Consider the following 24467-nt stretch of genomic DNA (forward strand, 5'->3'; position numbering starts at 1 on the left):
GCTTCTTGAAAACACGGGTGAGTTGGGAAAGGGAAGTAGTCGAGCCGAGAGAGAAGTATACGCGGGCACCGAAGGGAAAGTAGAAGTAGGGTGCACGTAGGGCTTGGCGGTGGATCAGGGACGCGAGAGAGACACTCTGGCGGGCGCGCACGCGAGTGTGCGTTGGCCGGATGTTGAGCGTTGCTGGTCAAGCGAAGAAGTGCACAGGGTGGATGCCTAGGCACGAACCGGCGAAGAAGGACGTGGCAAGCTGCGAAAAGCCTCGGGGAGTTGCACGCGAGCGTTGATCCGGGGATGTCCGAATGGGGAAACCTGGCGGGGTGAGAGCCTCGTCGACCGTGAAAGCGGTAGCCAACCCAGGGAACTGAAACATCTCAGTACCTGGAGGAAGAGAAATCAAACGAGATTCCCTGAGTAGTGGCGAGCGAAAGGGGAAGAGCCTAAACCGTGTTCAGCGATGGATGCGGGGTTGTGGGGCCTGACGTAGGGGAGTAGAAAGGGTAGCGGAACGCGCCTGGAACGGCGGACCGTAGAGGGTGAAAGTCCCGTATGCGAAACCCGAGTACACGACCTGGTGAGGTACCCGAGTAGGCCGGGGCACGAGGAATCCCGGTTGAATCTGGGGGGACCATCCTCCAAGGCTAAATACGAGTTCGTGACCGATAGTGGAGAGTACCGTGAGGGAACGGTGAAAAGCACGCCTGACGGCGAGTGAAATAGATCCTGAAACCGTGTGCATACAAGCGGTAGGAGCCTGGCTACATCCTTCGGGGTGTGGATGGGTGACTGCGTGCCTTTTGCATTATGATCCGGCGAGTTGCTCCTCACGTGCGAGGTTAAGGCCTTCAGGGCCGGAGCCGAAGCGAAAGCGAGTCTGAATAGGGCGAATGAGTACGTGGGGGCAGACCCGAAACCGACGCGATCTATCCATGGCCAGGGTGAAGCCGGGGTAACACCTGGTGGAGGCCCGAACCGGTGTGGGTTGAAAACTGCTCGGATGAGCTGTGGATAGGGGTGAAAGGCCAATCAAGCTCGGAGATAGCTGGTTCTCCCCGAAATATATTTTGGTATAGCCTCGGGAAATGATCTGCGGGAGGTAGAGCACTGCATGGGTTAGGGGCCTTACCCGGTTACCGACCCCAAGCAAACTCCGAATGCCCGTCAGAGGACACCCGGGAGGCAGTGGGCGAGCGATAATGTCCGTCCGCGAGAGGGAAAGAACCCAGACCGTCAGCTAAGGTCCCAGAGTGTGTGCTAAGTGAGAAAGGATGTGGATTTGCGCAGACAACTAGGAGGTTGGCTTAGAAGCAGCCATGCCTTGAAAGAGTGCGTAATAGCTCACTAGTCAAGTGAATCCGCGCCGATAATGGTCGGGACTCAAGCACACCACCGAAGCTACGGATGTGGGCCACTCTTCGGAGTGGAGACATGGTAGGGGAGCGTTCCCTGGGCCTAGAAGCCCCCTCGAGAGAGCAGGGGTGGAGCGCAGGGAAGTGAGGATGCCGGAATGAGTACGCGAGAAACAAGGTGAGAATCCTTGTCACCGAAAGCCTAAGGGTTCCGGAGCCAGGCTGGTCCGCTCCGGGTTAGTCGGCCCCTAAGCCGAGGCCGAAAGGCGTAGGCGATGGGAAACAGGTCAATATTCCTGTACCTGGTGTAGTGCGTTCGACCCTGAGGGGGGACGCGGGAGTGAAAAGACCGTCGGGTGGTGGAGTATCCGATGCAAGGTGGTAGGCGATGGTGGGGGATAAAAGACCCGCTTAGCCGAGCGCCGATGCCGAAGGGGCCTTCGGGCCCCGCCAAGGGTCTGTAATCATGCCGCCGAGAAAAGCCTCGCAGGGGAGTAGTGCATCAGACCGTACCGCAAACGGACACACGTAGGCGAGGCGAGAAGCCTAAGGTGCTCGAGTGATCCGCGGAGAAGGAACTCGGCAAAATGTCCCCGTAACTTCGGAAGAAGGGGAGCCTGCAGTAGGTGAACCACGATGCGTGGGGAGCTGAGACAGGCCGCAGAGAATCGGCCCAAGCGACTGTTTAGCAAAAACACAGGTGTCTGCGAAGTCGACGAGACGACGTATAGGCACTGACGCCTGCCCGGTGCCGGAAGGTTAAAGGGAGGGGTTAGGGGAAACCCGAAGCTCTGAACTGAAGCCCCGGTAAACGGCGGCCGTAACTATAACGGTCCTAAGGTAGCGAAATTCCTTGTCGGGTAAGTTCCGACCTGCACGAATGGCGTAACGACTTGGGCGCTGTCTCCTCCGCGAGCTCGGCGAAATTGGAGTCTCGGTGAGGATACCGAGTACCCGCGACAGGACAAAAAGACCCCGTGCACCTTTACTATACCCTGCCATTGGGTCTTGGCTTTGCACGTGTAGGATAGGTGGGAGACTATGAGCCGGCCTCGCCAGGGGTCGGGGAGTCATTGGTGAAATACCACCCTTACAATGTTGAGGCTCTAACCCAGGGGAGTGAATCCTCCTCGGGGACCGTGGCAGGTGGGTAGTTTGACTGGGGCGGTCGCCTCCCAAACAGTAACGGAGGCGCGCAAAGGTTCCCTCAGCGCGGTCGGTAATCGCGCGACGAGTGTAAAGGCAGAAGGGAGCTTGACTGCGAGATCGACAGATCGAGCAGGTGCGAAAGCAGGCCTTAGTGATCCGGCGGTTCTGAATGGAAGGGCCGTCGCTCAACGGATAAAAGGTACGCCGGGGATAACAGGCTTATCGCCCCCGAGAGTTCACATCGACGGGGCGGTTTGGCACCTCGATGTCGGCTTATCACATCCTGGGGCTGGAGAAGGTCCCAAGGGTCGGGCTGTTCGCCCGTTAAAGTGGTACATGAGCTGGGTTCAGAACGTCGTGAGACAGTTCGGTCTGTATCCGTCGTGGGCGTTGGAGTGTTGAGAGGAGCCGTCCTTAGTACGAGAGGACCGGGACGGACCGACCCCTCGTGTACCGGTTGTTCCGCCAGGGGCAGCGCCGGGTAGCGACGTCGGGACGGGATAACCGCTGAAAGCATCTAAGTGGGAAGCCCCCCTCGAGATGAACACTCCCAGTGTGTAAGCACTCAGAAGGGCCGTGCGAGACGAGCACGTTGATAGGCGGCAGGTGGACGCGGTGTGAGCCGTGAAGCCGAGCCGTACTAATCGCCCGAGAGGCTTGACCGGCACGTTCGACGTCCCTGGGTTCATCCCGGGAGTCGTCGAAGCGTGTCACCACCGCAGTAGCACAGCGCAGTCCGGTAGGCGACGGACTGCACGAACGGTAGCGGCTCCACGTGCACCCGCACGCAACGGTCGCCCGCAGCAACTCGGTTCGCTGCTCTCCCTTTCCCCAACTCGCTCTTGGATCGCTCCGGTGGGCCTGCCTCAGGTGGGTATCCACCAGAACGGTCTGGGGGCGTTCAGCCGGGATGCCAGGTAGGGCCCGGATCGACGCCCCAATGGTATGGCGCGCTGCAGCGTGGATGCTGGAGTAGGAAGGCGAGGAGACCGACTGAGACGTACCTGGATGGTACGTCGCAGGGAGGTCCCCGCAGCCTGACGACCTCCAGCGCCACGATCCAGTGCGCGGCACTTGTGGTTGGTGGCGATGGCGTGGGGGTCACACCCGTTCCCATCCCGAACACGGCCGTTAAGCCCCACAGCGCGGATGGTACTGCCGAGGCAGCTCGGTGGGAGAGTACGACGCCGCCAGCCTCATCTCCAGACGCCCCGCGGGCCGACCTCCGGTCCCCGCGGGGCGTCCCCGCTTCTTCCCCCCTTCCCCCTCCAGCCCGCCCGCATCCGCTCCGGAGCCGCGGGTCGCGTGCATCGGTCCCGTGCGGGACGTATGCTCAGGCTGACCTCGAATCCCGGAGCTGGAGGAGCACAATGGGCAAGGCGCTCGGCATTCTCAGCGTGTTGGCCGTAGGCGTAGTGGCTCTATTCGCTTACCGCTCGTACAACGGCCTCGTGGAACGGGACGAGGCGGTGAGCACCGCCTGGGGGCAGGTGCAGAACGTCTATCAACGTCGCGCCGACCTGATTCCCAACCTGGTCGAGACCGTGCGGGGTGCGGCGGAGTTCGAGCGGGAGACGCTCGAGGGCGTCATCGAGGCGCGTGCCAAGGCGACCCAGGTGACCTTCGCAGACACACCGAACGCCGAGGAGATGCGGCAGTTTCAGGCCGCGCAGGGGGAGCTCTCCACCGCGCTGGGCCGCCTGTTGGTGGTGGTCGAGCAATACCCGGAGCTCAAGGCCACAGAGGCCTTCCGCGATCTTCAGGCCCAGCTCGAAGGAACGGAGAACCGCATCTCCGTCGAACGCATGCGCTTCAACGAGGTGGCCCAGACCTACAACACCTTCCGGCGGCGCTTTCCCACCGCGTTGTTCGCAGGGGCCTTCGGCTTCGAGGCGCGTTCCTACTTCGAGGCCGCACCGGGCGCGGAGCAGGCGCCCCGCGTCGACCTCACCCGCAGTTGACCGGGTCGTCGTTCGCCTTTCGCTCCCGGCGGCTGGGCGACACCGATCTCGAGCGGATCCAGGAGGCCGTACGACAGGCGGAGCGGGAGTCTGCCGCGGAAGTGGTCACCTTCCTGGTGGAGGCGTGTGACGACTACCCGGAAGCTCGCTGGCGCGGATCTGCCCTGGGCGCCGTGGCGGTGCTTCTGCCACTGCTGGCCGTGGACCTCCTGCGGCCCCTGTGGGGGATGGGCCCCCTCCTCTGGCTGGGTTTGGGGAGCCTGGGGGCGGGTGCGGGCCTGCTTGTTTCCCACTGGGAGCCCGCGCGTCGCCTTCTGACCAGCGCTGCGCTGCGTACCCGGCGCGCTGAGCGCAGGGCCGAGGTCGCCTTCCTGGAGGAGAGGGTCTTCGCCACGCGGGCAGGTACCGGGATCCTTGTCTTCCTGGCGTTCTTCGAGCGTGCCGCCTTCGTGATCGGCGACGAGGCTGTGCGGGCCGCTGTGCCCGAGGATCGTTGGACGGCGCTGGCCGAACGCCTGGTGTCGGGCCTGAGGAGCGGTCGAACCACCGAGGCGATTCTCGAAGCGGTGGCCGCGTGCGCCGCGCTGACGCGGGACGCCGGGTTCCCGCCCGCACCGGACGACACGGACGAGCTGCCCGACACTCCTCGGGTGCGGCCGCGATGAGACGTCCGGTGCCCGCGTTGCGATCCGTGGTCTTTCCGCTGCTTCTGGTGGCGCTCGCCTTCCAACAGGTGCCGTTCCTGAGCGGACCGGTGGTGGATCAGGCGGATATGCTGTCGAAGGGGGCCCGCACCCGCATCGAAACCGTGCTGCAGGACTTCGAGCAGGAGACTGGATCCCAGGTCGTGGTCTTGACAGTTCCTTCCCTCGAGGGCACGCCGATCGAGGCATTTGCACTGCGCGTTGCCGAAACTTGGCAACTCGGGCGCGAGGGCGTAGACGACGGCGTGCTTTTCCTGATCGCACGGGAGGAACGCCGTATGCGCCTCGAGGTCGGATACGGCCTGGAAGGCGCCCTTCCCGATGCCGTGGCGCGGCGCATCCTCGATCGCGTGGTCACGCCTGCCTTTCGAGCGGGCGACTTCGACGGGGGGGTCGAGGCGGGGGTGGCGGCCATCCTCGCTCGGGTCCGCGGTGAGGTTCCGGCACCCGACGCTCCCGTTGCGGAGGCTCCAAGCCCGATCCCGGTCCTGGTCGCGTTGCTCATCCTGATCCTCGTTCTCGTGTGGCTGAGGCGCGCCCGCCCGGCTCGGCGGCGTCGGGGATGGAGCTCGCGTCGGGGGTGGGTCGAGCCGCCGGTCATCCTCCGGCATCCACGGCCGTGGGCCCGGCCCTGGCCTGGTCCGCGGGACCGTTCGCCGCCAGGGGGCGGTCAGGGGGGCTGGCCGGGGGGGCGCGGGGGCTTCCGTGGGGGGGGTGGAGGCTTCCGAGGAGGTGGAGGACGCTTTGGAGGGGGCGGTGCCTCGGGAGGGTGGTAATACACGCGCCCGTTGCCTGACCTGCTCTGCCATGGGATGTTCCCCCGCGCGCTTCCCAAGAATCCGATGCCCAAACAAATCCAAGCACTCGGCAGCCTGGTCGCGGACCTGGTTGAAGGTCTGGAGGAAGGAAGCCTCCGGCCCGGCTTCGTCGCGCACGTGCGGCGGGGCAGCGCCGAGGGCGAAGTCTCGGTGGTCCCGAACCCACGAGATCCAGAAATTCCTCTTCTCTTGATCACGTTGGAGATCATGGACGTGCCGCCGGACAACCGGGAAGGGTTCTTCCGCAGGCTCCTCGAGTTGAACGGAATCCTTTGCGGCCGAGCCAGCTTCTGGGTAGGTGGCGACGACCGCGTTCGCTTGGTGGCGGGGCGGCCGATGGAGGATCTGGATCCGAGCGAGCTCGTCGACCTGGTGCTCTGGACCTCGGAGCAAGCAGACGAGTTCGATGACTTGTTGCTCGACGAGTTCGGACCCGAGGCGACTCCGTGAGCTTGTTCCACCGCCCACCGGACCGAGAGAACCGCGCCTCGCTCATACGACTGGCGCTCTACTACGCGCTGCTGGTGGTAGTGCTGGTGGTGTTGGCCCGCACAGCACCCACCGTCTGGACCTCGTCGTCGCTGGAGCGCCTGCGCGGCGCCGGCCCGTTCGACAGCGGTGCCACCGCTACCGAGCCCATCGACCTGTTCGTGGTGTTCATCTCCGTGGCGGCGGCGCTACTCATCATGCTGCCGGTCGCCTGGACCTACATCATCATCAAGCGGCGCGGGGACTACGACCAATCTGTCGTCCACACGCTCATCATCCTGCCGGTGGCCGTCACCGGCATCGTTTTGATCGTACAGCATTCGTTGGCGCTGGCGTTCAGTCTGGCGGGGATCGTGGCGGCAGTTCGGTTCCGGACCACGCTCAAAGATGTGAAGGACGGCGTGTATGTCTTTCTCGCCATCGGAGTAGGCCTGGCTTGTGGTGTTCAAGCCATCGGCGTCGCCGCGGTCGTCTCCGTGTTGTTCAACGGCATCAACCTGCTGCTGTGGGCGCAGGACTTCGGCAACATCTACGCGGACTCCGCTCGCCGGACCAAGTCGCTCAACCTCGGCGAGGCACTGGCGGGACCAGGCTCCGAGCAGTCGGCGGTGTCCATCGGTGACCGTCGCTTGTTGGAAGCCCTGTCACCCAGGGACCTCAAGGACGTGGCCGAGCGCCGGGCTCGCATGGAGCGCCACCTGGATGACGAGACCGGCTCGCGCAAGGAGAAGCGACGCTATTCGGTGTTGATCGTGCACGCCCAATGGGTGGCGATGGCCCAGAAGGTCGTGGACACGAACCTGGCGCGCATGGCCTTCCGCTGGCGCCTGGCCGAGATCGTCCCGGCCGACGCGTCCACGTCGGTGCTCGAGTACCTCGTGCGCCTGAAGGAAGAGCACACGCCCGGCGAGCTGCTGGACTGCATTCGCCAGGAGGGAGGGCGCCACATCCTGGCGGCGGAGATCCGCGCGCTGTCGGGGTTGCGCGCAAGAAACTCCAGCCCTCCGGAAGAAGGGGACTAGGAACCGGGCGGTGTGAGGTCGGCCGACCCTCGCGGACGGCTCGTCTCCCCGTCCCCGGAAGGCGACTCCCGAGCCCGGAGTCCGGTCGTTGTTCTCCGTCCCAGGAGCGGACGCCCGTCGAGATCCCCCGGTACCGGAATCCCCACCCAACGCGCCAACGTGGGCGCGACGTCGGTGGACGACACCGCGGTCTCGACGACGCCCGCGTCGATCTCGGCCCCGAAGAAGAGAAGCGGGACGTGCCGGTCGTAGTAGTAGGGCGACCCGTGCATCGTGCCTCGCGGCCAGGCCCAGTCCAGGGTGCCCTCCGTCATGCGGTAGCCGACGCCGAAGCGTTCCACGCTGCTGGCGAACCGACCCTCGTAGACGCCGTTGCGCTCCAAGGACGCGAAGCTGTCGGCGGGGAACCGAGCGTCCACCCACGCCGCTGCCACCCAATCCAGGGCCGCCAGCGAGTCGCGTAAGGCCCGGGGCTCGAAAGGCGGGGTGCGGACGGCGGTGGTGACGATGTCGGTATAGCGGTCACGTTCGGCGGTGCCAAGGCGCCGGCCCGGCAGCCCCTGAGCCACGCGCCACTCGGGTGCCTGTAGGACGCCGTGGTCGGCAGTCAACGCGAGGGTCAGGCGGTCGGGCGGGAGCGAAGCCTCCAATTCGGCGAGAAAGGAGCCCAACTCGCGATCGAGCCTCAGGAGATTGTCCAGCTGCTCCAGGCTGTAGGGGCCGAAGGCGTGTCCCACCCGGTCGGTTTGGGAAAGTCCGATCGCGAGGTAGTCGGTCCGTTGACCACGCCCCAGGTCGAGCTCGACCAGCGCGGCGCGCGCCAGGTCCAGCGTGGCCAGGTCGAGGTCGGGCGTCCGCGCCAGCCAAGCCCCCGGAGTGGCATCCTCTCGGACCCGTTCGTGGGGGAACGTCACGTGGAGGCCATCGCCTTCGTACGACGCCGAGTCCGGGCGGGCCCGCGCCACGGCGTGCGACGGGACCGTCGACTCCCACACGGAGTCGGCCAGCAGCTCCCGAAGCCGCCCCTCGTTGAAGGAGACCACCCATTCCGGGTCGGTTTCTGCGTACCAGGTGGACGTAACGAAGCGTCCCAGCCGGGCCTCGTACCAATAGACGAGCCCCCGCGCGCGTGAGGCCATGAGCACCGCGGCGCGGTCCTTTCCCGCAATGGACACGACGCGCGCTTGGGGCTGAATTGCCCGGAGCCAATCGGCCAGCCCCTCCCGCCGAAGGCGGTCGGGCGAGGCCCCGGTGAACTCGGGCGCACCCACCAACGGGGTCGCAGGGTCTACGACGTTCTCGACGGTCCTCCAGCCGGATGAGTCCGCTTCCAGCCACAGGTTGGCCACGACCCCGTGGCGCGATGGATGCACCCCGGTGGCGAGCGTCGCGTGACCGGGGGCCGTCTCCGTCACGGCATGGTCGTGGGTGGCGTTGGTGAAGCGGAGGCTCTCCGCCCGCAGCCGCCGCAGTCCTCCAGTCCACAGATCTGCGTAGCGTTCGAGGAGGTCGTAGCGCATCTGGTCCACCACGACGAGGACCACCAACCCTGGGTCTGCCTCTGCCGAAGGCATCGGTCCGGCCCCTGTCGAGGGGCGGCCGGCGCAGCCGGCGCCCGTCAGCGCGAGCGTGAGGGCCAGGGCGTTCCGTACCCCATGGTGCATCTGCGACGTTCGTCTCCGCTGGAGTCTGTTGGAGGAGGGCGGTAGCTTGCTCCTGTCCGAGTCGGTACACAAGGAGATGGGCGATGTTACGCGCTGTGCTGGGCGGCCTCTTCCTCTGGGCGCAGGCGGCGGGCGCCCAGGAGCTGGCCCCCCCACAAGGCCCGCCCCTTTTCGCGTCCAACGAACCGGTGGCTCTGCGCCTCGTCGCCGACCTCGAGGCGCTCAAAGCGGATCGCGCCAGCGAGAACCCGGAACGAGCCTCGCGCATCCAGGTGGAAGGAGCCGCGGACGCCATCGCTGTGGATGTGCGGACCCGCGGCAACTTTCGCCTGCGTCCCTCCACCTGCCCCTTCCCACCTCTGCGTTTGGACTTTCCCCGATCGAAGGTCGCGGGAACGCTTTTCGAGGGGCAGGACAAGCTCAAGCTGGTGACCTACTGCCGTGACCGGGACAGCACCGAACAGGACATTCTCGAGGAGTATCTGGCCTACCGGCTCTTCAACGAGCTGAGCGACTGGTCTTTCCGGGTTCGCCTGGCCAGGGTCACCTACGTCGATGAGCTGGCGCGGGAGGATCCCGTCACCCGCTTCGGATTCTTGATCGAAGATGACGAGGCCATGGCGCAGCGACTCGGAGGGGCGATCGTGGAAACGCCGCTCTTCGATCCACGCGACTATGACGCGTCGGCGCACCTGACCGCGTCGCTCTTCCAGTTCATGATCGGCAACACGGACTGGTCCATCGTCGAGTTCCACAACGCAGTGCTTCTGAAGCTGTCCGATGGTCGCCACGTTCCCGTGTTCTATGACTTCGATTTCTCGGGGCTCGTGGATGCACCCTATGCGGAGCCGAATCCTACTCTGGGTATCAAGTCCGTGAAGGACCGGCTCTACCGCGGGTTCTGTACGGAAGACGGGGTCCTGCGCGGTGTGGTCGATCGTTTCCTGGCCAGAGAGGAAGCCACGTACCGCCTCGTCGACGAGCTGGTCGCACTCAGCGGCAGGAATCGGGGGCGTGCCAAGAAATACCTCGGAGACTTCTTCGACATTCTACGCTCCGAGGCCAGGCGCGACCGGCACATCGTGCGCTCGTGTCGGTCCATGTCCTGAGGCGCGCCTTCAGTCGCGGGCCAGCGTTCCCGCCGCAGCCAGCAGCCGGCGGGTCACCGTGCCAGGATCGGGCGCGGCCATGACGGCGCCCAGGACAGCTACCCCGGCCGCCCCCGACGCTCGTAGGCGACTCACGTTCTCGGGTCCGATGCCACCGATGGCAACGACCGGAATGCCGACGGCGTCCACTACGCGGCGGATCCCCTCGGGTCCGATGACGGCGCCTGCATCCTGCTTGTGGCTCGTCTCGAACACGGTGCCGCACCCGATGTAGTCCGCCCCTCCGCGCTCAGCCGCGCGCGCGACAGCGGGGTCGTCCGTGGAGAAGCCCACCAGAAAGCCCGGGGGGGCCACCCCCCGCACCGCCTCCACAGGAAGGTCGTCCGGACCCAGGTGCACACCGTCGGCCTGGGCCGCCAGCGCGAGGTCGAATCGATCGTTGACGAAGAGGAGCGCATCGTGCGCAGCCGTCAGCGCCCGAAGACGATGGGCCAGTTTCAGGCTGTCGCGGACCGAACTCCCCTTGTCCCGCAGCTGGATGGCCGGCGCGCCGGCCTCGAGTGCCGCTTCCACCACCGCTTCCACCCCCCGAGTGCCGGCCAGGCCCCGATCGGTGAGCACGATGAGGCGGAGCGCGTCCGGGCTCACGAGGGACGGTCGCTGCGGACCTCGCGAAACGCGCGTTGTGCGGCGGCTTTGGCGCGATTGTGCTCGGCGAGCGTTCGGGTGAAGGTATGGTATCCGTCGGGGCGAGCCACGAAGAACAGGAAGGGCTCGCCAGCGGGATTCAGCGCGGCCTCCAGGGCCGCTGCGCCCGGGGCCCCGATCGGTCCCGGAGGCAGGCCTGCCTGCCGGTAGGTGTTGTACGGGTTGTTGGCCACCGAGTCGATGGCCGCGTAGAGCAGCCTTTCCCGGGGGCCGCCCAGCGCGTAGAGCACGGTCGGATCGGCTTCCAGACGCCAGCCGCGATCGAGTCGGTTGTGGTACACGGACGCGATCCGGGGCATCTCGTCCGGGCGCCGCGCCTCGGCCTGCACGATGGAGGCGAGCGTCACCAGTTCCGCTTCGCTCAGGCCCACTGCGTTCAAGCGCGCGCGCCGTTCGGCCGTCCAGAAGGCGCGGTAGCGGCCAGCCATCGTTTCGATGACGCCGCTGAGGGCGGTCCCGGAGGCGAAGCGGTAGGTATCGGGGAACAGGTAGCCCTCGAGGCCGGGGCCCGGCACGGAGTATCGGGTGTGGGCCTGAGGGTCGGAGAGCGCGTCCAGCGCCGCGGCCGGACTGGTTTCGCTCAACTCCGCGATGCGCGGCGCCATCTGCTTGAGCGTGAAGCCCTCGGGAATCGTCAGGGTGACGGTCTGCACCCGTCCGGCGACCAGGTCGTCGAGCACGCGGCCCCAGCCGTCACCCTCGTGGAAGGCATAGCGGCCGGACCGGACCCGGGCTTCGGCGCTACGCGCCTTGGCGTACACCCGGAATAGCAGGGGGTTGGAGACCAATCCCCGGGCGGCGAGGGTATCGACCACCGCCACGAACGGAGATCCTGGAGGCACGGTGACGTGGACCTCCGGGCCCTGGCCAGCGTCGTGGCAGGCGAGCGTCGACACCGCCAGAACGCCCACTGCCGTCAGCGTGCGGCCACTGCGCATCAGTCTCCCCCTACCTGGGCGTTGCGATCCAACCAGAGTTGCAGGATGAGGGCCGCTGCCGCTGCGTCGACGCGCTCACGATCCTGGCGGGCGTGCCGGGGCAACCCGGACCCACGCAGGCTGCGCTCCACGCGAACGGACGTCATGCGCTCATCCTGGAAGGCGACCGGCAACCCCAGCCGGGCGCCGAGGCTCTGGCCCGCCGTCCGAACGGCTCGGCTCCACTCCGTTTCCTCTCCCGCGAGGTCCAGGGGAAGCCCGCAGACGACCCCTGTGACCTCCTGCTCCCGTGCAAGCCGTTCCAGGGCTGCCAGCGGGAGACGCTGTCCCGCCCTGCGCGTCAGGGTGGTGAGGGGGGTCGCCAGCCGACCGGTCGGGTCACTGACGGCCACCCCCACCCTTCGCTCCCCGAAATCGATGCCCATGAGCCGGCCAGGCCGCGGGCCGGGGTCGGTTGACGCTGATATGGCGGGCTCCTGCCGTCTTGGGCCGGGAGGCGCCCCCGCGGCACCCCGTTCGCACTATCTTAGTGGAGTCGCGATGCACTGTGGAGGTCGACCATGGACTACCAGGAAGACAACGAACGCGTACTCCCCTTCGTGGCCGGTCTCCTGCTCGGAGCGGCCATCGGGGCAGGTGTGGCTTTGTTGACCGCGCCGCAAACGGGAACGCGTACGCGGAAGCAGCTCAAACGGGCCGCGAACGACCTGCGGGACGGGGCCGTGGATCGCTGGGACGATCTCGCCGACGACATGAAACGGCGGGTCGACGACACTGTGAAGGCAGCGCGGCGACGGCTCCCGAGCTAGGGGGGCGGAGGCAGAAGCTGCTCGAGCAGCGCCCGCGCCCGTTCCCGATGCTGCGGGTCGGTCGCTTCCGTATCGGGAAGGGCCAGCACACGCTGGAGTTCTGCGAGTGCGTCCTCCCTGCGACCCACGTCCAGGTAGACGCGCGCCAACTCCAGCCCGTGGATCAGCGCGGTCGGTTCCGCCCGTACCGCTGCCTCCAGGTGCAGGACGGCCTCGTCCCAGGAGGCATGGGCGAACGTGTCGCCGCCCAGGAGCCGACGAGCGATGAAGCGCGTGAGGCGACCCGCGCGCAGGACTTCCGCGTGCCATTGCCCCAGGACGTGCTGCGCGACGCCGTTGTTCGCGTCCGATTCCACCACGCCCGAAGCAAGGGCGAAGATCTCGTTGGCCAGTTGGACACGCGTCCTCGGCCCCTGGTCGAGCGCATAGCGGCCCAGGGCCGCGGACAGCCAGGCACGGCCCTCGATCCTGCTGGAGTCGACGGCGATCGCCCTGCGGCCGTAGTCCACGGCCTCGGCAAAATGGCGGGCGCGAGCATCGCCGTCTTCCGTCATCCCGAGCGACAGCGCTTCGCGGCTCGCTCGCCAGAGCAGGGCGTAGGAGGTCGGCGCCCTGAGCAGGCCGCTGTCCAGGGCGGCCAGCGCCGAGTCGGGCCGATGAGGCGAGCGAAAGCGCTCGGAGGCCTCGATCCAGGGCTCCTCGGCTTGAGCGAGGAGACCGGGTTGAGCACCCATGACACCCCAAAGCACCATCCCTACGAGAAGGCGATGCACGCGTGATCCCCCAAAGCATCATCGAACACAAGCGTGACGGGCGGGAGCTGACCCCCGACGAGCTGTCCGGGTTTCTTACCGGTTTTGAGCGTGAAGAGGTTCCTGACTACCAGATGGCGGCCTTCCTCATGGCCGTGGTCTTTCGGGGCCTGAGCGCCCGTGAGCTCGACGTGCTGCTCAGCCGAATGATCGCCTCAGGCACCGTGCTCGATCTATCGGACCTCTCCCCGTTTCGCGTGGACAAACACTCCACCGGTGGCGTGGGGGACAAGGCGTCGCTGGTGGTGGCTCCGCTGGTGGCCTCGTTGGGCGCACTCGTGCCCATGATGTCCGGCAGGGCGCTGGGCCACACCGGTGGGACCTTGGACAAGCTCGAGTCCATTCCGGGATTCCGGACCGCATTGCCGCTCGACCGGTTTCGGGCCGTGCTCGCCGACGTGGGGTGCGCGATGATCGGACCGACCGCCGAGATCGCGCCGTTGGACAAGCGTCTCTACGCCCTGAGGGACCTGACCGGAACCGTGCCGTCCGAAGGGCTGATGACCGCGTCGATCCTGAGCAAGAAGCTGGCTGAGGGGATCAACGCTCTCGTGTTGGACGTCAAGGTGGGCGCCGGAGCGTTCCTGCCGGAGATGGAGCGAGCCCGGGGGCTCGCCCGCCTGATGGTCGACGTGGCCGGTGCGCGAGGTCTGAACGCGGTGGCGCGATTGACCGCGATGGACCGACCTCTCGGACGTGCCATCGGCAATGGGCTCGAGGTGCGGGAGGCGATCGAGACGCTTTCGGGGAAGGGGCCGCCCGACCTGCGGGCGCTCTCCATCGAGCTCGGTGCGGAGATGCTCGTCGCCAGCGGGAGGCTCGTTTCGATCGAGGAGGGTCGGGCGGGCTGCCGTGCCGCCCTGGATGACGGCCGCGCCTTGCAGTGCTTCGGCGCCCTCATCGCGGCTCAGGGCGGCGACGCGCGCGTCGCCGAGTCCCCTGAGCGCCTGCCGCTCGCGCCCGAGCGACGCGTGTTGCGCGCGGAGCGGAGCGGGACGGTGCGGCACCTGCGACCCGTGCCACTGGGATGGGGTGTGGTGGAGATGGGCGGAGGGCGTACGCGCGTGGAGGACACGATCGACCCTCGCGTGGGCTTCCTGCTTCACGTCGCAGCGGGCGACGTGGTGGAAGCCGGGCAGCCCCTTGGGGAGGTGCACGCCGCAGGTCCGGACGGGGCCGAACGCGGTCTGCGTGCGCTCCGAAGCGCGTTGGACATCGGCGATGGCGCGCCGTCTCTACTTCCTTTGCTGGGAGAGCGCATCCAGGCTCGTGGCGAGTAGCGCTGCCGGACCACCTCTGGTTGACGGCCGCTGACGCCCCCGTCATGATAGGCCTCGAATCGTAGCGGGGGGTCATCCCGGAAGCCGGTGAGAACCCGGCGCGGCCCCGCCACTGTGAGAGGTCCGGAGCAGTGCTCCGGAACGTCCGACCCCAAGCGCGCCACTGGAGTCCTTTGGGCTCCGGGAAGGCCGGGCGGGCGGCCTCGAGCCAGGAGACCTGACCCCACCGTAGCAGCTTGTCACCCGGCCGCTCGTGGGCAGAGGTCGAGTGGGGCGTCGGCAGCGGAGCGGGCTCCGTGCACACGCCCGGCTCGCCGTCCGCGTTGCGGCCTCGAGTCCCGCGCGGGCGGGACGGAGCGAGTCACATGCGGACGTCTCTTCTGGCCATCCTGGCCACCTTCGGCGTTGCGGCCACCGTCCAGGCACAGGAGCCCCAACCCTACCTCCTCGATGGGTTCGTCGTCACCGCCTCCCCTTTTCCGGTTGCCCTCTCCGCCTTGGGGAACCATGTCTCCGTGCTCGAGGGCGACGACCTACGCGCACGCGGCGTGAGCCACGTGGTGGATGCACTGCGTGGCGTCGCCGGACTGGCAGTCGCCCAGAACGGACCGGTCGGGAGCGTGACCTCCGTATTCTTCCGCGGGGGTGAGAGCGACTACGTGCTGGTTCTGGTCGACGGTGTGCAGGTCAATCAGCCTGGGGGCGCGTACGACTTCTCCGGCCTGACCACCGAAGCGATCGAGCGCATCGAGATCGTTCGTGGTCCATCCAGCGCCCTGCACGGGTCCGATGCCATCGCGGGAGTCATCCACATCATCACCCGAGACGGTCACGGTGAAACCCGTGCCGTGCTCGACGTAGGGGCCGGGAACTACGGGACGCGCTCGGCTGCGTTGAGCGTGAGTGGCGGAGGTGAGCGCGCGTCGTATGCGCTGAGCGCGGCGCGCTACCGAACCGAGGGAATCCTCGAGTTCAACAATGAAAGCCGCAACACGGTGTTCAACGGGAAGGCGGACGTGCGACTGGGAGCGGGTGGGCGGCTCACCCTCACAGCCCGTCTGGGAGAGCGTGCCTATCACTTTCCGACGGACTTCGCCGGGAGTGTGGTGGATCGGAATCAGTTCACTTTCGCGGATGAGAGCACGCTCTCGGCGAGCTGGACCCGGCCGTTGGGCGGCTCGGCGGACCTTCGGGTGCTGCTGAGCGCGTACAGCGTCGAAGGAGGGACGGAGGACGCGGCGGATGGTCCCGCCGACACGCTGGGGTTCTATGCCTTCCAGAGTCTGGATGCGTACCGGCGGACCGCCCTGGACGTGCGCGGGGGCTGGCGGCTGACCCCCCGGACACGCTGGACTCTGGGGGCCGAGTTGGAGCGGCAGGTGGTGCGCTCGTTCAATGCTTCTGAGTCGGAGTTCGGGCCGTCCGGGGGGCAGGATTCCAATGAACGGGGGAATCGCGCAGTGTACTCGCACCTCGCCACCGCAGTGGGGAGGCTTCAGGCCAACCTGGGGATCCGCCAGGAAGACAACGAGCGGTTCGGTGGCTTCACCTCCCTGCAGGCGAGCGCCAGCCTTCCGCTCTCCGAGCGCGTGCGAGTGCGGGCCGCCTGGGGACGGGGGGTCAAGGAGCCCACCTTCTTGGAAACCTTCGCCAGCGGGTTCGTCCGTGGCAATCCTGAGCTCGCTCCCGAGCGTTCCTCGTCGTGGGAGGTCGGTGCGGAGCAGACGTTGCTGGACGAGCGCCTGCGGCTGCAGGGCACCCTCTTCGGTCAGTCCTTCCGGGACCTGATTCAATACACGGCCACTCCGCCGGCGGCGGGCGCGCCCAACTACTTCAACGTTGCGAAGGCGGATGCCGACGGATTCGAGGTGGGAGCCGAGGCCCGCCTCCGCGGAGTCTCACTGTCCGCCGACTGGACCCGGCTCGACACCAAGGTGATCGACGCGGGCTTCGACGAAGGGCCGGGCGCGACCTTCGTGCGTGGCGCCCCGCTGCTACGCCGCCCCCGCGATCAAGTGAGGGCCAGCTTGGGTGGACGTGTCGGGAGGTTGGGTGCGCAGCTCTCGATCCGGCGTGTGGGCGAGCGGGCCGATCGGAACTTCACTGTGTTCCCGGCCGAGTCGGTGAGCCTGGCCGCCTACGCCACGTTGGACGCGGCGTTCGATTGGGTGGTGAAGCCGGGAGGGGAACGCGAAGTCGCACTGGTACTGCGGACCGGCAACCTGATGAACACGGCCTACGAAGAAGTGTTCGGCTTCGCCGCACCGGGACGCACTCTGGAGGTCGGGGGAACATTGCGCTGGTCCGGCGGTCGCTGAACGGAAGGGAGTGGCGGGGAGTGCTCCGCCGCTCCGGGCACCGCGCAGTCTGCAGCAGCTCCTACCGGGGAATCCGCAGACGTTGGAACAGACCCTCGCCGGAGCGGTCGCAGAGCTCGGTGGGCTCCGTGCCGGGAAGGTAGAGCTCGGTGTACTGGTCTTCTTCCGGACACCATTGGGACGCGAGCTTCCCGGTCTTCCCGTCCACCAGCCGCGTGGTCAGTCCATCCACCATCGGCCACTCCGGAGGAATGGGCAGCATCGGTTGGAACGAGGGATCGGCGTCCTGGTCCGTGTTCCCGTAGTAGACGAGCTTGGCGAAGTCGCCCCAGACCGGGGCCGCGTCTCCGCCGCCCGTTGCATTGGGCCGCGTGGTCTGGGGTAGGTCCATACCGAACCATACCAGGGCCAGAAGGTTGGGCGTGTAGCCGATGAACCAGGTGTTGGTGGCGTCGTTCGTGGTCCCGGTCTTGCCGGCCACGCGCACGTCGTAGGGAAGGCCCGAGGTGGTGCGGATGGCCGTGCCCGTCCCCCGGTTCACGGCGTCCTCCATCATGGAGACCATGATGCGCGCAACGGGCTGGTCCAGCACCTCGGCGCGCTCCGGCTCCAACTCCCACAGTACCTCACCCGTCGCGCTCTCCACCCGGCTGATGCCGAAGGGCACGGCCTTGGTGCCGAGGGTAGCGAACGCGCTATAGGCCTCGGCCATCTGGAGCGGGACCACCTCCACCGCGCCGATGGCGGTCGACTCGTAGCGCTCCACCTCGGTGCGAATCCCCATGCGTCGCGCGGTCTGCGCCACCGTCTCCAGGCCAACTTCCATGCCCAACTTGATGGCGATCATGTTGGTGGAGGTGCGTAGGCCCTCGCGCAACGTCATGGGCCCTTTGAACTCGTCCGTGAAGTTCTTGGGCTTCCACTCGGTGGTATCGGGCTGCGGGATGACGACCGGTGCGTCGATGATGATGTGTGAAGCCGGGATGCGGCTGGCGATGGCGGACGTGTAGACAAAGGGCTTGAACGACGACCCGGCCTGGCGGCGGGCCTGGGTTGCCCGATTGAACTTGGAATGACGGAAGTCCCGCCCCCCGATCAAGGCCCAGACCTCGCCGGTCTCCGGACTCATGGCGATGAAGGCCCCCTGGAGGTATGGGCTGTTGGAGCCGCCCAGCGAGGAGGAATCGGCATACTCCGCGTAGCGGGGATGACGGAATCCCGGTCGGCCTTCCACGCCCACGAAGCCGCGTTCCATGGTCAGGTTGGCGGCCCGTTGCATGTTGGCGTCCAGCGTCGTGTAGATCTTGAGTCCCGCCGTGTAGAGCTGCACGCCGAAGCGGTCGTCCAGTTGGCCCCGGACCCACTCCACGAAGTAGGGTGCGATCCCCTTGTCCAGCTCGGCTCGCATGGTCGGGACGGGCTCCTGCTTGTAGCGTTCCACGTCCGCCTCGGGCAGGTAGCCCTGATCCGCCATCAGCTGCAGCACGACGTTGCGGCGATCGATGGTGAACTCGGGGTTGTTCAGTGGGCTGTAGCGGGTCGGGCTCTTGGGGATGGCCGCGAGCATGGCCGCCTCGGGAGGCGTGAGCTCCGAGGCGTTCTTGCCGAAGTAGTTGCGAGCGGCGGTCTGGATGCCCAGCCAGTTCTGCCCGTAGTTGATCTGGTTGATGTAGGCCTCGAGGATCTGGTCCTTGCTGTAGACCTCCTCGAGCTGCATGGCCACCCGCGCTTCCTTCAGCTTGCGGACAATGAGCTTCCACTTGTCCCGCCGCTCGGAGCCGATGCTCTCGAACATGTTCCGGGCGAGCTGCTGGGTGATGGTGCTGCCGCCCCCGCGCTGGCCCGATGTTCCGGTGAGCACGCCGAACGCCACGCGGGGCAGTGAGACGTAGTCCAGCCCGTGATGCGTGTAGAAGCGCTTGTCTTCGACCGCCACGAACGCCTGGGCCACGTAGGGTGGGAGATCCGCGATCAGGACCGGGGTGCGGGCCTCCTCGCCGAACTCGGCGATGAGCTCACCGCCGCGGGCGTAGACCTTGCTGGTCTGGGTCGGCTCGTAGTCGTAGATCTGGGCGATGGAGGGGCAGGTGGCACAGAGATTCTGCCACGAGCCCATGGCTCCTCCCAGGGCCGCAAAGGCCAGGAAGAGACCAGGCATCCATACGTAGGGGCGGCGAGCGAGGCTTCCGACGGCCTCGAGCGTCTTCTTCCACATGACCAACCAGGCCCGACCTGGGACGTGGGTGGCCGGGGGAGCCCCCGGCAGGCGAACATGAACCGAAACTGCAAAGCTAAAGCCAATACACAGGGTGGGCCACCGGAGGTCCGGACCCGAGGCAGGGGCAGATGGGTAGCTCTGCCGGAGATCGGCGGCTTTGCGCCAAGAACACGAGGGGAACGGACGCGATGAAGGGACGACCGCGACGGGTCGAGAAGCCGTGGGGTCACGAGCTCATCTGGGCCGAAACGGACCAGTACGTGGGCAAGATCCTGCAGATCAACGCCGGGGAGGCCCTCTCCCTCCAGTACCATGAGGTCAAGGACGAGACCCTCTACCTCCTGGAGGGGGTGCTCAGGTTCTACGCCGGTCCCGTGGGCGGCGAGGTCGAAGAGGTCCTCCTCGAGACGGGCGACAACTTCCGCGTTCGGCCCCACACCGTGCACCGGATGGTTGCCGTCACGGACTGCACGATGCTGGAAGCGTCGACCGCACATCTGGACGACGTCGTCCGGCTCGAGGATCGCTATGGACGGGCGGTGCCGTCGGAGGCGGGTTGACGAAGGTCGCGTTCGCGCTCGGGTCGAACGTGGGGGACAGGCGCGCGCTGCTCGCGCGCGCGGCCCGCTGGCTCTCGGATCACCTGCGCGGGGCCCAGGTTTCGTCTCTGTATGAGACGGAGCCGGTCGGGGACGTGGACCAAGGTGCGTTCCTCAACGCTGTGGTCGTGGGTGAGACGGACGCGCCCCCCCCCGAGCTGGCTCGCTGGATCCGGCACCTGGAGTGCGAAGCGGGTCGGGTTCGCCGCGTGCGCTGGGGTCCCCGCACGCTGGACGTGGACCTGATCCTGCTGGGCGCTCGCGTCGAGGAGAGCGCGGGGCTCCGGATTCCCCATCCCCGCTGGAAGCAGCGCAGCTTCGTGCTCGCGCCCTTGGCCGAGGTGGCCCCCGCATGGACCGATCCCGAATCCGGACTTCCCGTATCCCGGCTTTACGAGGCGCTGGACCCGGCGCTCCGCACGCCGTGCAACCGGATCGCCGATCCGGAATGGTCGGAGGCGGTACGATGCTGAGCCTGGTGGCCGGCCTGTTGCTGGCCGGATGCGCGCAAAGCGCAGACATGGCCGACACGACCTGGGTGGATTCGACGGATCCTGCCTTGGCCCGGATGGCCGGAGAACTCCTGCCACAGTTGGCCGACAAGGCGGGCCTGGCCCTCAAGCGGCCGGTCCGTGTCGAGTGGCGGAGCAAAGAGGAACTGGAGCGCTACCTCCGCGTGAAGGTCGATGAGGAGTTGCCGGCGGAGCGCGCCGAGTCCCTCTCCCGTGCGTACAGCTTGCTCGGCCTGTTCCATCAGCCGGTCGACCTGCGAGCGCTGCTCCTGGATGTGCATCTGGAGCAGGTGGCGGGGTTCTACGATCCCGATTCCACGGCGCTGTTCGTCATGCGGGAGCAGCCGGAAGAGATGACACGCACGATCCTCGTGCATGAGCTCGTCCATGCCATCCAGGATCAGACCACTTCACTGGACTCCATCACGGCGCGGGAACGCGGGTCCGACCGGCAGACTGCGGCGCAATCGGCCATCGAGGGGCACGCCACCCTTGTCATGCTCGAGTTCATGGCCGAGGGGATGAGCGGTAACCGGGTGGACCTCTCCCAGGTGCCCGACTTCGCCAATCGTATCCGACCGATGCTGGAAGCGGCCCGCAGTCAGTATCCCGCCCTGGCCCGGGCGCCACGCGTGATCCAGGAGTCGTTGCTCTACCCCTACCTGGCGGGGGCGGGCTTCGTCCAGGCGCTGTGGATGGCCCGAGGTGCACGGCCCGCCCCCTTCGGCGCCGACCTCCCGGAATCGACGGAGCAGATCGAAGATCCCTCCCGATTCCTGGGCGCCCAACGGGATCAGCCGACCTCTCTCTTCCTCGCAGCGGAGAGCGGTGAAGCGCGGCTGACGGATGAGCTTGGTCAGCTGGGCACCCGCATCTTCCTGGAGGAGCACCTCGGCGCCGAGGCCGGGCGCCGGGCGGTCGGGTGGGACGGCGATCGCTTCGTGCTGTGGCGCGACGGAAGCGAAGAGGGCCTCGAGTGGGCGGTGGTGTGGGACGACGCCGAGTCCCGCGATGCCTTCGTCTCCGCTGTGGCCGGAGCGGGATGGTCGGTCGAGTCCGAAGACGTCGGGGGGCGCGCGCTCTCCGTTCTGTGGGTCGGTCCTCGGAGGGTCCATCGCATCGAAGTGGGTGCCCGGTGAGCCCACCTCGGGGAGTGCAGGTTCGCTCGCTGGGGCAGGACACCGACTACTGGATCCACATCGAGCCGGGTGCAGCGCTGGAGCTCGGCGGCGTGCTCGGCTCTCTGCGTCCCGAAGGGCGCGTTGCCATCATCGCGGATCGCACGGTGGCCGGATTGCACGCACCGGCCGTGCGGGCCGGCCTGGGGCGCCCGTCGGACCTGTACGTGTTCGATCCCGGAGAAGCCTCGAAGAGCGTCGAGACCTGGGCCTCGCTGAGCGAATCGTTGCTCGCGGACCACCACGACCGCGGGTCCGTGGTGGTCGCGCTCGGTGGGGGCGTCACGGGGGATCTCGCCGGCTTCGTGGCGGCTACGCTCATGCGTGGGGTTCCGGTCGTGCAGGTCCCCACGACGCTGCTCGCGATGATCGACGCGTCGGTCGGAGGGAAGACCGGCGTCAACACCCTGCAGGGCAAGAACCTGCTCGGGGCGTTCCATGCCCCCGCCGCGGTGGTCATCGATCCGCGATTGCTGGAGACGCTTCCGGTCGGCTTGCGGGCACAGGGCCTGGTCGAAGCGGTCAAGCACGGAGCGATTCGTAGCGTGGCCCACCTGGAGCGCATCGAAGATGCGATGGACGCGCTGTTGGCAGCCGAGCCCGAGGTGACGGCCGCTGTGGTCGCCGAGTCGGTGGCCCTGAAGGCGGAGGTTGTGTCCGCAGACGAGCGAGAGCACGGGCTGCGCGCCATTCTCAACTTCGGGCATACCCTCGGCCATGCCCTCGAGCACCTCTCGGGGTACCGGATGGGTCACGGCGAGGCGGTCGCGCAGGGGATGGTCTTGGAGGCACGTCTCGGTGAAGCGATCGGGGTTTCCGACCCAGGCACCGCGGAGCGGCTGGCGGGTGCGCTCCGTCGCCTGGGGCTGCCGATCGATGGGCGCCTTCGGTATGCGGCGGAGTCGGTCGTGGCCCGCACGCGCATCGACAAGAAGGGCCGTGCCGGCCGTGCGCGCTATGTGCTTCTCGCCCGCCCTGGGATGGTGGCCCCCGCGGAGGGCTGGCTGCACGATGTCCCTGAAGAGCGCGTGGTCGAAACCCTCCAGGTGCAGAGGTGACGGCATCGCTCGCACGGGTTATCCTCCCGGCGCCGGTCGCCACCCTGGACTCCACCGCACGGGAGCCGCATGGCGCTGCTCGAAAGCGTCGCTGATTTGACCGTGGCCGCGGCCCTTGCGAGCCGGGCCACCAGCAGCCCCGAAGACCCCTTCCTCGTCTTCGGGAACGACGTGCTGACGTACGGCCAGGTGGAGATGCGCGCCGAGGCGCTGGCCGCTTCGCTCGCTGAGTTCGGCGTACGCAGCGGGGACCGCGTCGCGCTCGTCCTCCCCGCCTGGCCCGAGTATGTCATCTCGCTGTTCGCGGTGGCCAAGTTGGGTGCGATCGTCGTGCCCCTCAATCCGCGGATCGTCGCCCCCGAGCTCCAGTTCGTGCTGCGACAATCGCAAGCGGCCTGCGCCGTGGTGGTCGAGACCCTGGACGACGTCGACTACCTCGAACTCTTCGAAGACCTCCTTCCTCGTCTCCCCGACCTGCGCCGCGTGGTGACGGTGGGCAAGGAGGACCTCTGGTACGACGACCGCATCTTCCAGTTCGAGGACGCGCTGTCCGCGGGCGCGGGTCGGGATTTCGACGCGCCGGCGGTGGACCCCCTCGAGCACACGTTTGCCCTTCTCTACACGTCGGGCACGATGGGGAAGGCCAAGGCGGTGGAGCTTTCCCATTCGAGCCTGTTGGCGGTGGCTGCCACCACCGTTCGAGCCTTGGGGCTGGATGCCTACGACCGCGTCATCGGAGTGACCGGGTTGTTCCACGCGTTCGGGATCGGACCCGGTCTCCTGGGGACCGTGCTGGCCGGCGCCGCCATGGTTCTGCAGGAGAGCCCGGCGGTGGGTGAGACCCTCGACCTCATCGAGCGGCACGGCGTGACGGTCCACTACGGCGTGCCCCCGCTGCTCCGTGCGGAACTCGATGAGCAACGCCGGCGCCCCCGGGTGGTTTCATCGCTGCGGACCGGTCTGGTTTCGGGCGCCGCCCTCGGGGCCGAACTGCTCGGCGCCCTGCGGTCGGAGCTGTGCCCGGGACTCGAGGTGGCCTATACCGTCACGGAGACCGCCGCCACGGTCACCATGACCGTCCCCGGAGATCCGGGAGAGAAGCGGCGGCACACGGTCGGACGACCGTTGCCGGGGACCGAGCTGCGGGTGCTGGGCCCGGACGGCACCCCGCTCCCCGGTGAGAGCGTCGGGGAGATTGCGGTGCGCGGTCCCGGACGGATGAAAGGCTACTACCGACAGCCGAGGCTGACCGCCGACCACCTGGATCCCGACGGCTTCGTCCGCACCGGGGACCTCGGTCTCCTCGACGAGGAGGGCTATCTCCATTTGGTGGGCCGTCGTCGGGACGTTATCATTCACGACGGCTTGAGTGTGTACCCCCTGGAGGTGGAGTCCCGTATCCTGGACCACCCCGCGGTGCATTCGACGGCCGTGGTCGGCGTTCCGGACCGGGTTCGGGGCGAGGCCATCCATGCGTGCGTCGTGCCGGAGGAAGGTGCGATCGTCACGCCGGAGGAGATCCGCGACTGGTGTGCCGTCACGTTGGCGGCCTACAAGATCCCAGACGCGGTGACGTTCCTCGAAGCTTTGCCCCTGACAGGAACAGGCAAGGTACGGCGCCAGGAACTCGCCCGGCAGCTTTCTGCCGGCACGACCCGGAGCGCCGATTTGGAGGCGTGAGGCTCCCTCGACCACGTCCCACATTCCGGATGGAGTGGGGCGGGTGAGGCGGCTTCGCGGCACATCAACAACACGCTGCGAAAGCTACAAGG

Annotated in this window: 20 protein-coding genes, 2 rRNA genes and 1 riboswitch; of the genes, 16 read left to right on the plus strand and 6 right to left on the minus strand. The window is 67.2% G+C overall.

The genetic code is table 11. The features are described from left to right. Positions 1 to 185: 185 nt before the first annotated feature. The 7 genes from R3E10_18760 (at position 186) to R3E10_18790 (ending at position 7492) form a co-directional block, all read left to right on the plus strand. Positions 186 to 3163 (plus strand): 23S ribosomal RNA (locus tag R3E10_18760). Positions 3164 to 3577: 414 nt separating this feature from the next. Further along, positions 3578 to 3694, plus strand: a 5S ribosomal RNA gene (gene rrf / locus R3E10_18765). 174 nt (positions 3695 to 3868) lie between these two features. Then, a complete protein-coding gene (locus R3E10_18770; GenBank protein ID MEZ4417805.1) occupies positions 3869 to 4459 on the plus strand; it encodes a LemA family protein in 591 nt (196 codons plus the stop codon). Next, positions 4456 to 5124 (plus strand): hypothetical protein, encoded by a 669-nt coding sequence (locus R3E10_18775; GenBank protein ID MEZ4417806.1) that lies wholly within the window; start codon positions 4456 to 4458, stop codon positions 5122 to 5124. The genes R3E10_18770 and R3E10_18775 overlap by 4 nt, the downstream gene beginning before the upstream one ends. Then, complete coding sequence (locus R3E10_18780; protein ID MEZ4417807.1) at positions 5121 to 5939, plus strand: TPM domain-containing protein; 819 nt, start codon at positions 5121 to 5123, stop codon at positions 5937 to 5939. Before R3E10_18775 ends, R3E10_18780 begins: the two co-directional genes overlap by 4 nt. A 66-nt stretch (positions 5940 to 6005) precedes the next feature. Then, complete coding sequence (locus R3E10_18785) at positions 6006 to 6431, plus strand: hypothetical protein (protein ID MEZ4417808.1); 426 nt, start codon at positions 6006 to 6008, stop codon at positions 6429 to 6431. Then, complete coding sequence (locus R3E10_18790) at positions 6428 to 7492, plus strand: DUF4956 domain-containing protein (GenBank protein ID MEZ4417809.1); 1065 nt, start codon at positions 6428 to 6430, stop codon at positions 7490 to 7492. Before R3E10_18785 ends, R3E10_18790 begins: the two co-directional genes overlap by 4 nt. Here R3E10_18790 and R3E10_18795 read toward each other — a convergent pair. After that, on the minus strand, positions 7489 to 9156 hold the full coding sequence (locus R3E10_18795) for an alkaline phosphatase family protein (GenBank protein MEZ4417810.1): 1668 nt from the start codon (positions 9154 to 9156) through the stop codon (positions 7489 to 7491). The two genes, R3E10_18790 and R3E10_18795, sit on opposite strands and share 4 nt — an antisense overlap. Positions 9157 to 9239: 83 nt before the next feature. On the opposite strand from R3E10_18795, the gene R3E10_18800 reads away from it, so the two are divergent. Then, positions 9240 to 10265, plus strand: a complete 1026-nt coding sequence (locus tag R3E10_18800; protein MEZ4417811.1) for a hypothetical protein — start codon at positions 9240 to 9242, stop codon at positions 10263 to 10265. Between the two features lie 9 nt (positions 10266 to 10274). Here the strand turns inward: R3E10_18800 and thiE are convergent, their stop codons facing one another. Genes thiE through ruvX form a run of 3 tightly spaced genes read right to left on the minus strand, consistent with a single transcriptional unit; the run spans position 10275 to position 12336 of the window. Beyond that, the gene (gene thiE / locus R3E10_18805; protein ID MEZ4417812.1) at positions 10275 to 10913 is read right to left on the minus strand and encodes a thiamine phosphate synthase; all 639 of its coding nucleotides are present in this window, start codon (positions 10911 to 10913) and stop codon (positions 10275 to 10277) included. Continuing rightward, entirely contained in the window at positions 10910 to 11911 is a 1002-nt protein-coding gene (gene mltG / locus R3E10_18810) for an endolytic transglycosylase MltG (protein ID MEZ4417813.1), read from the minus strand. Before mltG ends, thiE begins: the two co-directional genes overlap by 4 nt. Next, positions 11911 to 12336, minus strand: a complete 426-nt coding sequence (gene ruvX / locus R3E10_18815) for a Holliday junction resolvase RuvX (GenBank protein MEZ4417814.1) — start codon at positions 12334 to 12336, stop codon at positions 11911 to 11913. The genes mltG and ruvX overlap by 1 nt, the downstream gene beginning before the upstream one ends. A gap of 135 nt (positions 12337 to 12471) precedes the next feature. Between ruvX and R3E10_18820 the strand changes: the two genes are divergently transcribed. After that, complete coding sequence (locus R3E10_18820) at positions 12472 to 12720, plus strand: YtxH domain-containing protein (protein ID MEZ4417815.1); 249 nt, start codon at positions 12472 to 12474, stop codon at positions 12718 to 12720. On the opposite strand, the gene R3E10_18825 is transcribed toward R3E10_18820, so the two are convergent. Beyond that, the gene (locus tag R3E10_18825; GenBank protein MEZ4417816.1) at positions 12717 to 13493 is read right to left on the minus strand and encodes a hypothetical protein; all 777 of its coding nucleotides are present in this window, start codon (positions 13491 to 13493) and stop codon (positions 12717 to 12719) included. The two genes, R3E10_18820 and R3E10_18825, sit on opposite strands and share 4 nt — an antisense overlap. A gap of 2 nt (positions 13494 to 13495) precedes the next feature. Between R3E10_18825 and R3E10_18830 the strand changes: the two genes are divergently transcribed. Continuing rightward, on the plus strand, positions 13496 to 14812 hold the full coding sequence (locus tag R3E10_18830; GenBank protein MEZ4417817.1) for a thymidine phosphorylase: 1317 nt from the start codon (positions 13496 to 13498) through the stop codon (positions 14810 to 14812). Positions 14813 to 14891: 79 nt separating this feature from the next. Next, positions 14892 to 15029, plus strand: a riboswitch (cobalamin riboswitch). A 148-nt stretch (positions 15030 to 15177) separates the two neighbouring features. Further along, positions 15178 to 17130 (plus strand): TonB-dependent receptor, encoded by a 1953-nt coding sequence (locus tag R3E10_18835; GenBank protein MEZ4417818.1) that lies wholly within the window; start codon positions 15178 to 15180, stop codon positions 17128 to 17130. 61 nt (positions 17131 to 17191) lie between these two features. On the opposite strand, the gene R3E10_18840 is transcribed toward R3E10_18835, so the two are convergent. Then, the gene (locus R3E10_18840; GenBank protein ID MEZ4417819.1) at positions 17192 to 19345 is read right to left on the minus strand and encodes a PBP1A family penicillin-binding protein; all 2154 of its coding nucleotides are present in this window, start codon (positions 19343 to 19345) and stop codon (positions 17192 to 17194) included. Between the two features lie 191 nt (positions 19346 to 19536). Here R3E10_18840 and R3E10_18845 point away from each other — a divergent pair, with 191 nt between their 5' ends. The 5 genes from R3E10_18845 to R3E10_18865 all read left to right on the plus strand — a co-directional run bounded on the left by R3E10_18845 (position 19537) and on the right by R3E10_18865 (position 24375). Then, positions 19537 to 19908: a cupin domain-containing protein gene (locus R3E10_18845; protein ID MEZ4417820.1), complete on the plus strand. Its 372-nt coding sequence runs from the start codon at positions 19537 to 19539 to the stop codon at positions 19906 to 19908. Continuing rightward, the gene (gene folK / locus R3E10_18850) at positions 19905 to 20420 is read left to right on the plus strand and encodes a 2-amino-4-hydroxy-6-hydroxymethyldihydropteridine diphosphokinase (protein MEZ4417821.1); all 516 of its coding nucleotides are present in this window, start codon (positions 19905 to 19907) and stop codon (positions 20418 to 20420) included. The genes R3E10_18845 and folK overlap by 4 nt, the downstream gene beginning before the upstream one ends. Next, complete coding sequence (locus R3E10_18855) at positions 20414 to 21598, plus strand: DUF6782 family putative metallopeptidase (GenBank protein ID MEZ4417822.1); 1185 nt, start codon at positions 20414 to 20416, stop codon at positions 21596 to 21598. Before folK ends, R3E10_18855 begins: the two co-directional genes overlap by 7 nt. Further along, on the plus strand, positions 21595 to 22695 hold the full coding sequence (gene aroB / locus R3E10_18860; protein ID MEZ4417823.1) for a 3-dehydroquinate synthase: 1101 nt from the start codon (positions 21595 to 21597) through the stop codon (positions 22693 to 22695). Before R3E10_18855 ends, aroB begins: the two co-directional genes overlap by 4 nt. A 69-nt stretch (positions 22696 to 22764) precedes the next feature. Next, complete coding sequence (locus tag R3E10_18865) at positions 22765 to 24375, plus strand: class I adenylate-forming enzyme family protein (GenBank protein ID MEZ4417824.1); 1611 nt, start codon at positions 22765 to 22767, stop codon at positions 24373 to 24375. Positions 24376 to 24467: the final 92 nt, after the last annotated feature.

The organism is Gemmatimonadota bacterium, from assembly GCA_041390105.1.
Classification (GTDB): Bacteria; Gemmatimonadota; Gemmatimonadetes; order Longimicrobiales; family Gaopeijiaceae; genus JAGQIF01.

Coding starts and splice junctions, on each gene's coding strand:
- R3E10_18845 (MEZ4417820.1), top strand. CDS start 19,537: ATGAAGGGACGACCGCGACGGGTCGAGAAGCCGTGGGGTCACGAGCTC.
- R3E10_18855 (MEZ4417822.1), top strand. CDS start 20,414: ATGCTGAGCCTGGTGGCCGGCCTGTTGCTGGCCGGATGCGCGCAAAGC.
- mltG (MEZ4417813.1), bottom strand. CDS start 11,911: ATGCGCAGTGGCCGCACGCTGACGGCAGTGGGCGTTCTGGCGGTGTCG.
- R3E10_18820 (MEZ4417815.1), top strand. CDS start 12,472: ATGGACTACCAGGAAGACAACGAACGCGTACTCCCCTTCGTGGCCGGT.
- R3E10_18865 (MEZ4417824.1), top strand. CDS start 22,765: ATGGCGCTGCTCGAAAGCGTCGCTGATTTGACCGTGGCCGCGGCCCTT.
- ruvX (MEZ4417814.1), bottom strand. CDS start 12,336: ATGGGCATCGATTTCGGGGAGCGAAGGGTGGGGGTGGCCGTCAGTGAC.
- R3E10_18785 (MEZ4417808.1), top strand. CDS start 6,006: ATGCCCAAACAAATCCAAGCACTCGGCAGCCTGGTCGCGGACCTGGTT.
- R3E10_18780 (MEZ4417807.1), top strand. CDS start 5,121: ATGAGACGTCCGGTGCCCGCGTTGCGATCCGTGGTCTTTCCGCTGCTT.
- R3E10_18840 (MEZ4417819.1), bottom strand. CDS start 19,345: ATGTGGAAGAAGACGCTCGAGGCCGTCGGAAGCCTCGCTCGCCGCCCC.
- R3E10_18795 (MEZ4417810.1), bottom strand. CDS start 9,156: ATGCACCATGGGGTACGGAACGCCCTGGCCCTCACGCTCGCGCTGACG.
- R3E10_18770 (MEZ4417805.1), top strand. CDS start 3,869: ATGGGCAAGGCGCTCGGCATTCTCAGCGTGTTGGCCGTAGGCGTAGTG.
- R3E10_18800 (MEZ4417811.1), top strand. CDS start 9,240: ATGTTACGCGCTGTGCTGGGCGGCCTCTTCCTCTGGGCGCAGGCGGCG.
- R3E10_18835 (MEZ4417818.1), top strand. CDS start 15,178: ATGCGGACGTCTCTTCTGGCCATCCTGGCCACCTTCGGCGTTGCGGCC.